Source organism: Paenibacillus sp. FSL E2-0190, from assembly GCF_037992965.1.
GTDB lineage: Bacteria > Bacillota > Bacilli > Paenibacillales > Paenibacillaceae > Paenibacillus_AQ > Paenibacillus_AQ odorifer.
Map to the genome: position 1 here is coordinate 6914931 of NZ_CP150306.1, position 12784 is coordinate 6927714.

The 12784-nt window shown below is 43.7% G+C and carries 11 protein-coding genes; 4 read left to right on the forward strand and 7 right to left on the reverse strand.

The genetic code is table 11. The features are described 5' to 3' along the window. Positions 1–6 precede the first annotated feature (6 nt). Together NST25_RS30395 and NST25_RS30400 are read right to left on the reverse strand one after the other, a co-directional pair. Entirely contained in the window at positions 7–714 is a 708-nt protein-coding gene (locus tag NST25_RS30395; protein WP_038573880.1) for a DNA alkylation repair protein, read from the reverse strand. Between the two features lie 68 nt (positions 715–782). Beyond that, complete coding sequence (locus tag NST25_RS30400; RefSeq protein ID WP_076124245.1) at positions 783–1337, reverse strand: TetR-like C-terminal domain-containing protein; 555 nt, start codon at positions 1335–1337, stop codon at positions 783–785. A gap of 166 nt (positions 1338–1503) precedes the next feature. Between NST25_RS30400 and NST25_RS30405 the strand changes: the two genes are divergently transcribed. The 3 genes from NST25_RS30405 to NST25_RS30415 all read left to right on the forward strand — a co-directional run bounded on the left by NST25_RS30405 (position 1504) and on the right by NST25_RS30415 (position 4617). Continuing rightward, entirely contained in the window at positions 1504–2979 is a 1476-nt protein-coding gene (locus tag NST25_RS30405) for a DHA2 family efflux MFS transporter permease subunit (RefSeq protein ID WP_076124247.1), read from the forward strand. 267 nt (positions 2980–3246) lie between these two features. Further along, entirely contained in the window at positions 3247–3822 is a 576-nt protein-coding gene (locus NST25_RS30410) for a C39 family peptidase (protein WP_076124249.1), read from the forward strand. Positions 3823–3957: 135 nt separating this feature from the next. Next, positions 3958–4617 (forward strand): hypothetical protein, encoded by a 660-nt coding sequence (locus tag NST25_RS30415; protein WP_076124251.1) that lies wholly within the window; start codon positions 3958–3960, stop codon positions 4615–4617. 153 nt (positions 4618–4770) lie between these two features. On the opposite strand, the gene NST25_RS30420 is transcribed toward NST25_RS30415, so the two are convergent. After that, positions 4771–5319 carry a pyridoxamine 5'-phosphate oxidase family protein gene (locus tag NST25_RS30420; RefSeq protein WP_036682364.1) on the reverse strand — a complete coding sequence of 183 codons (549 nt, stop codon included), beginning with the start codon at positions 5317–5319 and terminating at the stop codon, positions 4771–4773. A gap of 153 nt (positions 5320–5472) precedes the next feature. Here NST25_RS30420 and NST25_RS30425 point away from each other — a divergent pair, with 153 nt between their 5' ends. Beyond that, complete coding sequence (locus NST25_RS30425; RefSeq protein WP_339188998.1) at positions 5473–6903, forward strand: PLP-dependent aminotransferase family protein; 1431 nt, start codon at positions 5473–5475, stop codon at positions 6901–6903. A 640-nt stretch (positions 6904–7543) separates the two neighbouring features. On the opposite strand, the gene NST25_RS30430 is transcribed toward NST25_RS30425, so the two are convergent. From NST25_RS30430 to NST25_RS30445, 4 genes are all read right to left on the reverse strand, one after another. Then, positions 7544–8908, reverse strand: a complete 1365-nt coding sequence (locus NST25_RS30430; RefSeq protein ID WP_076124257.1) for an MATE family efflux transporter — start codon at positions 8906–8908, stop codon at positions 7544–7546. 75 nt (positions 8909–8983) lie between these two features. Continuing rightward, positions 8984–9643, reverse strand: a complete 660-nt coding sequence (locus NST25_RS30435; RefSeq protein ID WP_076191531.1) for a dihydrofolate reductase family protein — start codon at positions 9641–9643, stop codon at positions 8984–8986. 20 nt (positions 9644–9663) lie between these two features. Beyond that, positions 9664–10800: an extracellular solute-binding protein gene (locus NST25_RS30440; protein ID WP_076181776.1), complete on the reverse strand. Its 1137-nt coding sequence runs from the start codon at positions 10798–10800 to the stop codon at positions 9664–9666. 15 nt (positions 10801–10815) lie between these two features. Continuing rightward, positions 10816–12756 (reverse strand): alpha-amylase, encoded by a 1941-nt coding sequence (locus NST25_RS30445; RefSeq protein ID WP_340393129.1) that lies wholly within the window; start codon positions 12754–12756, stop codon positions 10816–10818. Between the last annotated feature and the right edge of the window lie 28 nt (positions 12757–12784).

Genomic DNA, 12784 nt, shown 5'->3' on the forward strand with positions numbered 1-12784 from the left:
GATTGACTAACACCTTACATGTTTTCGTTTGAAGCCGAGCTGCGATTTATCAACTGCCTTTTGAATATTAATTGAAGCATTCAAAATCTTGCTTTTTGCACTACCGGTATGGACTTCCACCGGGCCAACTTCCTTTGCAATCTCAACCGCTTTATCATGAAGCGGCAGATAGGATACGCCCACAGTGTAGATGAAATTGTTCATTGCGTATTTCGTTCGCTCAGGAGCATCATGAATCGTATTTTTAGCAAGCTCCAACATAGCGGCCAATTTTTCTGCGGAAAATTCACTGTCCGGGCGATTTCCGAGCAGCCAGCAGTAACAGTTCCAGCCCGCCGACATTTTCAGCTCTATCTCACTGGCAATCCATTTATCAGAAACCTCTTGCGCAATATCCGTCTCCGCCAACGTTACTGCCACCACAAAGTCCGATAGCATATAGAAATAAGCGCCAGCAATCCACCGCTCAAAATCCGACTCGGTCATTGCTTTAGGCTCCGCGATCACCCCGGCAAAATACATAGCGTCGTAATTTCCCGTAGCATAAAGCTGCTCGGCCAAGGGTTGATTATGTTTTATTTTTCTGAAGATGGGCTTCATCTGGCCTGTGGCCACACCAAAAAGCGGTTCGTGCGCGCCATTGGATAGATATATTTTCTTGGTGCGTTCCTTGCCGAGAGCTTCAAGCTCTTGCATGACCGTTTCTAAATCCATTGTTCGCACTTCCTTTTTAGATTATTGGCTAGGGACTCAAACTTTACTTGAATATATCATAAAAGCTCTTATAAATACCTTCTTTTATACATCAAGGTAATTTGCCCCGCTATGTATTCAGCGCTATATTGGTTGCCATCCTTAATCCACCACATAATAATCCCCAGTAGTGAGGCTGCAATAATATCAACGGAGACTACCTCCTTAGTAAGGTCAATGTTCCTCGCGTTTCTTCGTTTTTCGACAGTACTTTTTAACAGGTTGGTCAAGTGTTTTTTGAAGCCTTTATGCTCAATCAATACAGCAAAAACTTTCCGGTATTCAAAAAAATAATTTAAAAAGGTGACCAGCTGCTCCTGTTCGTTGTTGCTCTTCATTTGTAATAGCGGTTCAACCTTCATGGACAGGTCATCGAAGATTTCATGTACGATCTGGCGCAATAAATCGTTAATATCCTCATAATGCAAATAAAACGTTGCACGATTTAGTTCCGCGCGGTTGGCGATTTTTTGGACGGTCAATTGCGAAATCTCCACATTGTCGGCCAATAATGAAAAAACGGCGTTCTTAAGCATCTTTTTTGAGCGAATAGCTCGTGGGTCAACTCTTTTATGTTCAGTCATTTCATCCCTCTATTATCGTTTAAATGGCCTTTCATCAACTAATTTGCCTATTCTGTCGATTAGTCGACATTTTCAATAAAATTGCAAATAGGAATACTATTTAAATCCTGATATGATTTATTTTATTGACACTATGTCGAAAAAGCAATGAAGAGAGGACTGCAACATGCAAGAAGACATTAAGAAAATAAATAAAGGGATCTTACTAACCATCTTAATCTTTGGTTGTTTCTTATCCACACTCAATCAGACGCTTTTAAATGTCGCCTTAAGTAGTCTGATGGATGTATTTGATGTCACGGCAACAACCGTACAATGGATTTCAACAGGATTTATGCTGATCAACGGGATTTTGATTCCGATTACGGCCTATTTAATGAAACGTTTTACAACACGGCAATTATTTATAAGTGCCATGTCATTTTTATTAATCGGTTCTATAATTTGTGCAGCAGCGCCGAGCTTTAGTCTACTCTTAATCGGACGAATGATCCAAGCTGCCGGTGCTGGCATTATAATGCCGCTCATGATGAGTGTTGTGCTGGCGATCTTCCCCGTTGAAAAACGTGGCAGCGCTATGGGACTGCTTGGACTGGCGATGATATTCGCTCCTGCTATTGGGCCAACGCTGGCGGGATTTGTTGTCGAATACCACTCTTGGCGCTGGTTATTTATCGGGCTTATTCCACTTGTCCTCATTGTTATAGCGTTGGCACTCAAGTATTTAGTGAATGTATCTGAGACGTCTAAGTCGAAGCTTGATGTCATAAGTGTTCTTTTATCAACCGTCGGATTTGGCTTAATTTTATACGGCTTCAGTAGTGCAGGCAGTAAAGGCTGGGATGATGTAATCGTGATCCTGACCTTAGGGATTGGGGTTGTGGTAACAGCCGTATTCTGTCTTCGACAAATCAAATCGGATGATCCGCTGCTAAACCTGTCGGTCTTCAAAAATAAAGTGTTTACGATGACGTCTCTTATTAACGTATTAATCACGATGATGATGTACGCAGATATGATCTTATTGCCTATTTATCTGCAGAATGGCCGCGGGTTTACAGCATTTGATGCAGGACTACTATTGTTGCCGGGCGCACTCGTAAATGCGTTCATGTCACCCGTAACCGGTAAACTATACGACCGTTTCGGTGCGAAGCCGCTGTTCATCATTGGTCTATTGTTTATTATTCCATCTATGTGGGCGGTAACAGATTTATCTGAATCAACTACGTATACGTATCTAATGATTCGTACCATTGGCCTGCGAATTGGATTAAGCTTCATTACTATGCCACTCAATACAGCCGGACTAAATGCGTTGCCCAAACAACTTGGCACTCATGGTACAGCTGTGAACAATACCGTTCGCCAAATTGCCGGGGCCATTGGTACTGCTGTCGTAATTACAATTTATACAGTGCAGGCAACAAGTCATGCAACTACAGTGATGCTGAACAATCCCTCCACTACTCCTGACATTCTTAAATCCCTTACATCAATTCTTGGGGCAAGTGACGCCTACTACTTCATGATGATTTTATCCATTGCCGCATTTGTTATAACCTTATTTATGCCCACGAAAAACAAGCTCATGATTGAAAAGAAAGCAAACCTAGTTAGCAAGGAAGAACCTCAGTTGTAACTAGTAATTGCAGAGTAAATGAAGAAAAGCCATTCCTTAGCGGAGTGGCTTTTGTTATGAATGGCTTGCTTTGGATCATTGGAGCACGTATTCCTACGAGCATCAATATTTTCTTATCCATATCAGTATCCCCCTCTCCGTATCAAATGTGTAGACTCTATTATAAAAACGGAAAAATATTTAAACTTTACACATAAGTTAATATATGGTATTTTAATAGTGTTATTAAAAGGAATATTAATCCATAATAAGGAGCTGATTCCATTCATGAAACTATCTTTAAAAAAGAGATTGATGCTTGTTGGAACCTTTGTTTCAGTCTTTCTTTTTTCTTTTGTTTCCCAAGCATATGCGACTAATTTAATTGGCTACCCTACAGCTACACAAGCTAAGAATAATTGGTGCTGGGCTGCGACTAGCGTTACCATACTTCAATATTACGGAATCTCTGTAAGCCAATGTTCTTTTTATGATCATGTGAAGGGAACCTCCGGCTGTACAACAGACGAGAGTGAATCTTATGGAACTGTTCAAGAAGGCATTCATGATTATGGTGTCTCCAGTTGGAATCATACAGGAGCACTATCTTACAGCGATGTAAAAAACCAGATTGATAATGTTGGCAGTCCTATATATGTAAGCTGGAAATGGAATAGTGCTACCGGTGGCGGGCACGCAGTAGTTATCTATGGGTACGACACATATAGTGGAAATGATTGGATTCAACACATGAACCCGAGTGGGGGCACAAAAACCTCCATGTTATACACCAACGTTAAAGGTGGCTCCAGCTACGATAGAACCTGGAGATGGGGACTTCATGGCTTCAACAAATATATTTAAGGAGGGCTTCCCATTAAGAAAACGCTGCTGTTAACTGTAACTTCATTCGTTTTATTTCTGACTTTTTTCTCACCTGTATGGGCTCAGACCGTAACTGAAGATGTTGTTTCTTTTGCAAATACAGAAGGATTAACATTGATTAAAGAAGGGCTATCTAAAGATCCTGAAGGGTATGGTTACAACAATGAAGCAGAGATTAGTGAAATTACCGTAGGTCAAGGAATGCAGATTCATTTTATTGATGGCGCTAAGCTTAGGGCGGCTTCCGATAGTCTGATTGAAACGGTCACACCCCAAGACAACTGGGAGTTTCTTATTTTATCGGGCGGAATACCCAAATCTAAAATGATCATTCAAAAGGATTCAAACGGGTCCTATCAAGTTACTGAGTTTGGAGGAAATCCTAATACTTTGGCCTATGCTATTCATTCACTAGAAGCTGAGGGTGAAGTGAGTGAGCCTACACTTATCCGTGAGCGGGACGAATATATAGCTGCCTTCAAGAAAGACAATCAGGAACTAATCATCGCCCCACAACAAGCCTCATCAGCAGAAACAAAAGGACTAAGCAATATTTCGGAGCCTCAAGCACCCGGGCATTTAATTGATGTGTTACAAACGATGCAGAACGATTCTTCCGATGACGAGCAGGATGGGTCGGGAACCATTGCTTCCGCATATTATGCGGACGATAATAATCATCTAACAAGGTCTATCACCATTAGCGCCATTATTGCTCTAGTAGCGGTATTTGTGTTCTGGGCCTATCTCAGAAGACGTAAACAACCTAAATAAATGTAAAAATAAGTAGGCCGCCCTCCTTCATTGGATTGCGGCCTACTTTGATAGATAGTACCTCTAAAAAGCCTCCCTCTCCCCATATGATTAGGACATAAAGGCTGCCAAAGACCTCGTTAGCATAACACCATTTGTAATGGTATCTTGCGGCTAAACATCTCGTCCAGTACCCATGCCCCTTTTATACATTTTTTCTGCTTCAATAGGACTTTCTTTTGCCGTGATATGATACGGAATTACCCGATAAACTTGAACCGGACCGCCAAATACAGCCGATCTATACTTTTCCACATGCTGCTTGGACAAGGGGCGATTATAATAACCCGGTACGTATTTATTGATCAATTCCTGAAGTACGTGTGTGGCTTCATCCAAATCTGAAATCGGTTCTGCTTGTCCAAAAATCATTACGCTCATATAAGCTGTATCCGTTTTGGCTGGTACCGGATCTGTAATAGTTCCGTATTCCTCACATACCGTAAAACACACCTCCGGATTATCACGCATGACCTGATTACGTCTTCCATCTCCAGCCCCATGAATATACAGTTTCCCTTCAGTCCATACATAATTAAGTGGCACAACATAAGGGAGGTTCCCATCAACCAACCCCAGATAACCTAATCTCGTTTGGTGAAGGAACCTTTCAATCTTCTCTTGATCTAGGCATTCCCTGGTCTTGTAACGAACCGAATTCATATCGAATCTCTCCTTTTATTTAAATTGCGGATACCTGCGTTGTTACGGTAGTATATCAATGAATGGATTGCATTAAAATATCCATAATTCGCTGTTTAGAGCAATCCATAATCAGCTTTTTATGATTGGAGTTTCTATTTGGAGGTATGTACGATGATGAAAGTAATTCGTAATGATAAGAGACCGATCTGGCAGCAATTGCTTGATCAAGCGATCCATAATATTACTAGCGGAGTCTGGGCACCAGGAGAACTACTGATTCCTACCCGCGAACTTGCGCACATCGTAGGTGTCTCCCGCTCAACTATACAGATCGTCTATGAGGAATTGTTAAGTCGGGGTTATACAGTTACCTCCCGCCGGGGAGGGACGCGAGTTAGTACATGGAAGCAAGTCGCTATATCAACGAAGGAAATAGAAACAGAGGGCCCCACACCTCCTTCACTCTCCTTGCTAGACTCAGCTGTTGATCAATTACATGACTGGTTCAGAGGTAAAGAGCCGCTAGAAGTGGATATTGATTTCAGTCCCCATGAACCCTATTTGGACGAACAATTCCAAAAAAACTGGCGGCAATCGCTGCTCCAGGCATCCGCTGAAATGGATTTATCAAGCTGGGCTTACGGTAACTGCTACGGGTACACACCATTACGTGAGCAAATACAGCGTTATTTATCACTTGAACGGGGCATACATGTCCAAACCAATCAGATTCTGTTGACCTCAGGAGCTCAGCATAGTATTGACTTAATCGCACAGTCACTTTTAGCTGATGAGGACACTGTCTCAGTAGAAGATCCAGGTTTCCCAGCTGCTTGGATGGCAATGAAATACCGCCGTATGAATGTGGTACCCGTTCCTGTTGATGAGTATGGTCTAGTGGTTGAGCATATTCACCCGCAATCCAAACTGGTCTTTGCCACCCCTTCCCACCAGTGCGCAGTAGGGGTCGTTATGTCGGAGCCCCGCCGGCAACAACTGCTGCATAAGGCCGTTCAAGAACGATTTTGGATCATTGAAGACGATTATGATAGTGAATTTCGATATCGCGGGGAGCCGCTGCCAACGCTGTTTAGTCAGGCATCTAATAATACTTTGTATCTCATGAGTTTCTCTAAAATGATTGCACCAGGCATTCGTATTTCGGCTATTGTTGGATCAGTCGAGGCAATTGCTCAGCTAGCGAAGGTGCAGGAGCTGACTTACCGTCATCTTCCGATTATGGATCAGCTAACACTAACCCACTTCATTAAAAATGGTCATTTTATGCGCCATATGCGAAGAGTCAGAAACGTATACCGGCGAAGACACGAGGTCATGGCAAAAGCTATTATGGCTACCGGTTTAGGGGAGCGCTTCACGCTCAGTGGAGTAGAAACTGGATTACATATGTTATTAGAAGCTGAGGAAACATTCGACGAAGAAGCTGTGACAAAGTTAGCCCTACAACATGGAATACGTGTGTACCCTCTTGGACCCTATTGTTTGGATAGCAAAAGAAAAGGATGGGTATTGGGGTTTGCAAAAATAAATGAGGCAGCGATTGAGCAGGGCATTCATCGTCTTGCGGAGCTGATCCTATAAAATCATCTCCGCAGCACTCACAAAATTTGTTGAACAGTCCATAGACTATTTTAGATCTATGAAACCCTTGCTTCCGCGTATTATCCGGACGATAATAATCACCTAACAAGGTCTATTACCATTAGCGCCATTATTGCTCTAGCAGCGGTATTTATGATCTGGGCCTATCTCAGAAGACGTAAGCAACCTAAGTAAATGTAAAAAGAAATAGGCCGCTCTTTTCATGGAGTGCGGCCTATTTTTCTCTCATCTACGGCTCCCGAGAAATATTCAAACACTGCACTCTAATACTATTAAAAACTTACCAAGAAACTACTAAAAGGCATGTTGATTACTACTTCCGGAGACTATTTTTTATATGAAGGAATCAATCCTGGATTGGCTCAAACAGGCAATGTAGTATTTGAAATCCCAGAAGATATGACTGGCTTTCTTTTGAATGTCCAAACTGGGTTCTGGAGAACCGAACAAGGACAGATTGAATTGAAATAATACTATATGGATCGTAAACCACCCAACTGGATATTTAAAAATCAATGAAAAAGGCACTACCTTGAGGCAGTACCTTTTGCATTGTTAAGTGAAGAGATCTCCAATTTAGGGGGGGTAATACTCCACATCGACCCAATCAGGTCCTACATTACATAGCTTTTTCAGCCAAATCACTAACTAAATTTCTCATCCACTTACGGGAGTAAATCCGGGCGTAGCCGAAACCAAAGCGGACAACCTCCTCCAGCGAGATGACGAGATACACAAGGTAGACTGGTTGCTTCCAAATGTATGACAGCAACAGCCCGGATGGGACACCTATCAGCCACGTTGCGGTAGACTCCATGCCAAATACGAACTTGCTGTCTCCTCCGCTGTTTAGAATACCGCCGGCTATAATCATATTGGATACTTTGACCCAAAGAAATCCAGCAAACACGATAACGATATACATGCTCATTTGCTTAGCGTCCTCGGAGATATTGAACGCAGAGACATACAGCTTCGAGCCTGCCGCAATGATAACCCCGACGATCAGAGAGATAATGATGCCTAGACGAATGAACCTTTTCGCATGATCGAGTGCGATATCAGATTCATTCGCACCCAAACGGTTGCCAACCATTACCCCTGCTGCACTAGCCAGACCCGATAATAAACCAATGCAAAGACCCTGAAGTGGGAAGGTAATGGTCATTGCAGTCATTTCCATCGTCCCCATACGGCTATAAATGACCGCATATGCCGTTTCACCCAATACCCAAATCAATTCAGTCAGTAGCAGCGGATAGGTCGTTCCAAAAAACTTGCGAATGAGCGGTTTAGGAACGCTGAATAAGTTCTTTAACCCGACAGCTCCCGGTAAACGATACCGGTACACGGCACCAATGATCAACAAGCATTCGAAGACCCTAGAGATAAGAGTAGCAATGGCAGCGCCCTTCAGACCAAGCGCAGGAGCACCGAAATGACCGTAAATAAGTACGTAATTCAGTATAATATTCAAGCCAACTGCAATTAGACTTACATACATCGGCCATTTGGCATGGCCAGTACTGCGTAAAATCGCGGAATACATCATCGTGAGCATGACAGGCACAAAACCGATCGACATTATCTGGAGAAAGATATAACCCTCATCTATTACATTCACGTCTGTAGTGAATAGGCTCAGAAAGAGCGGCGAGTCGATAAAGACAGCCGCAGAGAACAGGAACGAGAACGCAAAGCCGGTGATCAGTCCGAGACCCAGTACTTGAGAGACGCTTTTGGAATCTTTATTTCCCCAAAACTGGGCTGCATATATGGATACACCCGTCGATAAACCGGCCAAGACAACCGCGATGATCCCGTATATTTTGGTCGACATCCCCACCGAGGCAATTGCCACATCTCCCAGCTGCCCAACCATCAATTGATCCGTCAAATTAAGCAACGCCATCAGCAAGCTTTGAAGCGTAACGGGCACAGCGATTTTATACACACTTTTGTAGAAATCTTCTTTCTCTGACATGTATCGTTCACAACCCCCATATTCTCGATTTTTCCAGAACTCATTGCCATTCGCAGTCTATGACTTAGTGTGAGGTTAGATCACCTTTTTGTAGCGCATGAGCGTGTAGTTATCTTTTGGTTGAATTTCTACAACCTTGAACTTTTTCGCAAAGTTCAATTGCTGATAACCGTCTCCATCCACTAAAGTAATGTTTGTGGAGCCGCCTATGATGATTGGAAGCTGCATTAGAATAATCTCATCGACGATATCCTGATTGAAAATATGCCAGTTTAAGAATCCGCCGCCTTCGACCAGCAGACTGGTAATCCCATAGTTCTCCTCCAACTGACGTTCAAGCTCCACAAAATCTACTTTATCCTCGCCGCAGATAAGGCACTCCTTCCCTCTTTGCCGGATCTGTTTGATTTTTTCTTCATCCCGTCCTTTCTCGGTCGTGACAATAATCGTCTTCCCTTGGTCCGAGAGTACATTACAATCTAGCGGAATATCCAAGGTAGTTGTCGGAATGATACGAATTGGATTTTTATTTTCCTCATACCGATTAGTAAGGAAGGGATTGTCCGTCAAAATTGTATTTTTGCCGACCATAATTCCCTGCACCTTCCCCCGGAACAGATGAATAAATTCCATATCCTCACTGGAAAACAAAGAAAAAAGCTCTTTACTCGAATTACCAGCGCCCATAGTGAGCTTTCCATCAATAGAAATTTGGCTGAATATCGTTGTTTTCATTTGGCTCTCCCCATCTCTAATTAGCTTTTAAATGCGCCCCAAGAGGCTTGAATAGTCTGTTCTATTTTGTTCAATGCTTGTTCAGGATTGCTCAAGGGCAGCTCGATAAGACCCGCATTTAACGCCTCCCATACATGGATCATGAAGGGATAAGTCGGCATCGGCCGTGAGTGATCTAGAAGCGATAAAATCATCTTTTTGTTAGGCGCAGCAGAGGCAGCTAGACGGTTCAGTACCTCTTCCTGAGCCGGAATCCGCTGTACACCCAGCGTCCACATCGTTTGGCATTCGTCACTCAGCATAAAGCGCGTGAATGATAAAATATCTTCCCGCTCCTCGGACGTTAATGAATGATTAGGGTAGATCAGGCCAATAGAAGAAGACATGGATAACGATTGCCGCCCTTCGATGCTCGGAAGCTGGCAAACCGCAAGCCTATTGTTCATATGCTTATCTAGATGGTTATAAATCCACTCGCCACAAATAATGGCGCCGATCTTACCGTCAATGAACTGCTCAAGCAGTCCTGTCGAGCCGTCGAGACTAACGAGCACGCCTTGATCCATCTTGTCGCGAATAAACTGAAGCGCCTGCTTCATTTCAGAGGTGACGATATTCGGCTTTCCATTCTGTACAGGCCAGCCGCCGAAAGCTGTAAGGAACGGAATAAACCAATAGCCTTGCTGTAAGTCTGCTCCAATCGGTACGATACCTTGGGCGGATAACCTTTCTGCTGCCTCTTCGAACACGTCCCATGTCGTCGGCGCACTAGGGTAAATCGACGGGTTGTAATACACAACCAGATGATTGCCCCGCAATACCGGGATACCATACTGAACACCATTCATTTGCATCGTTGAAAGAGCACCCTCAGTCAGCGTATCGTCAAATAGCCCGCCCGGCACTTCGGAGTAAAGACCGTTCTCAACATAGGAGGACATGTCGGCAGGAACCATCGCCAGATGCGGACCTTGCTGGGTGTCCTTAATTTGGTTCAGACGCGCAGTCAGCTCCGTAATATTCATGACTTGTGGCGTAATTTGTACCCCAAAGCGCTCAGTATACAGCTTACAAATTCCCTCCAGCACCTCAATCGAGGTATCTCCCGGACCATCAAACTCATGCCATATCACGACTTCCTTATTGTTCTTTTCCATTGCAGCCTCTCTCCCTTACCTAAATTGTCTATGATTGTTTACGAGCACTAGAGCCTGATTAGGCGCAAGCAGCAAGCATTCGAACGCCTGACCTACGCTGCTACCCGTTAAGGAACTATCCAGTGTTACCGTCATTGGGCATCGGCCAGGTACGGCTACCTTCAAATCAACTTGACAGAAAGCAGCAGCACTCAAGTTAAAGCAGCACAGCAGCGTTTCACCCCCTTGCATATACCCATACAGAACAATACCTTCCGGGGATTGAGCCACGAAAAAGTTTTCCGGCTTCACTAGGTGGCGCCAATCTCTCTTGATTTCACTTAGCTCCGCCAACAGCGGCAGCATCGGTGTAGGATTGGTCCAATTAATTTGCATGACGTTAAAAAAAGCTCGGGAAATCTCCTCTCCGTTCGTGTTGTCTCCAAGACCACAGTTGAGCGGCTGCTCCTCATTCATTTCATAACCCGTCGTCACGTATGGAATTGCGTTCGGAAGAAATTGATTAAATACCGCAATCATCCGAGCAACCTCAACACCGCCACGGCTGGTGATCCGAGGAGTATCTGCTGTTTCTGCACAAGCAAATACATGAATATTCAACTCAGGCAGCTCTTCTAAGAATGAAACGAGATTGTCTTTAGTAATTTGTGTCATGACGTTCCACCCACTGCCAAGCATAATGTTATAGCCGGTGTTTGCCGCCTTCTTGTGGTTGCGATTGAACAAATCTTCGCTGATTAAGATCGCATTTGGATTCATCTCTTTAATCGTGTCAAAAATACGAGTCAACAACGGAATAGGAAGCACGTGTCCGATGTCGATGCGGAAGCCGTCAATCCCATATTTTTCGAGATTAACCCGTACTGCCTCCTCCAGAACATCCCACAGCTCCAGATTCGGCTCCTCTCCCGGGTAGTCATTACATTTAATCGTATCAAAAAGGACATATGGCGCCTGATCCGGACTTATAAGATGTCTCACTTGCGGAGAGAAATCCTTGTAGAGGCGTAAGAACGTAATGTCTGTCCAAATCGGCTGCACATCATTTATCCAATCCGAATGCGCTGGAGCAGTCGTTATCCCCATCTCTTGCTCCACCAAAGTTAATAGCTCATCTCCAGTTTTAGCAGCTTTCTCCTTTAAGTGCTGCCAAAGAATTGGATGGAGTTCATTGGGCGGTGGCGTGAACTTCCGCAGAAATACTGCTGTCTCCTGGCTGCGGTAGACCGTCTCCAATTTGTCCGGCGTACACTCCTCAAAAAATCCAAGCTGGGGAATTGCGGGCGGCGCAAAGCCTTCTAATTCGTCCATTTTGATCCAATATACCCATTCAGGATGCTCGGTAATGAACACACTGTTTTTCGCCGTCACACGGGGAATGAAATCAACAACAGTCTTAATATCAAGTAAATGACAAGCCTCTACCAAAGCGCTGAGCTCATCGTGGATCGTAAACTCCTCCATATCATCCAATAGGCTATCGTGCAAGTTCTCGTCCAAATGGAATAACGATTGCACTGCGTAAGGGGACCCAATATCCCCCTTCAGATTCAACTTGCTGTACTGGTTAACTGGAAGCATGTACAGAATATTGATGCCCATTTTCTTTAGCAGAGGCAGAAGAATAAAGAATCTTAAAAAAGTACCCGATTCAATTTTTCCGTCATGGTTGTAATCCCAAGCCGTAGAATAGCGAATAAGCGAAGAATAGATCGCGCTATCGTCCAGATTTATGCGTTCCTTAAGCAGATATCTCCACGAAAGCCTGTCCACATATTTCAAATGATCAGTCAAAAAATCATACGGGTGTACACAAATTTCACCCTCTTTTTCTAAAAGAACACGTTCATATTGGCACTCATTCCACACTGCGGGTATCCAAATTGGCTCTACCTCTTTGGCCTTTTGTGTAGACAAGTAATCTTGAATTAATCTGAATTTGCTATCATTGCTCATCAACAGTGCCACCTCTCATTGATTGTAG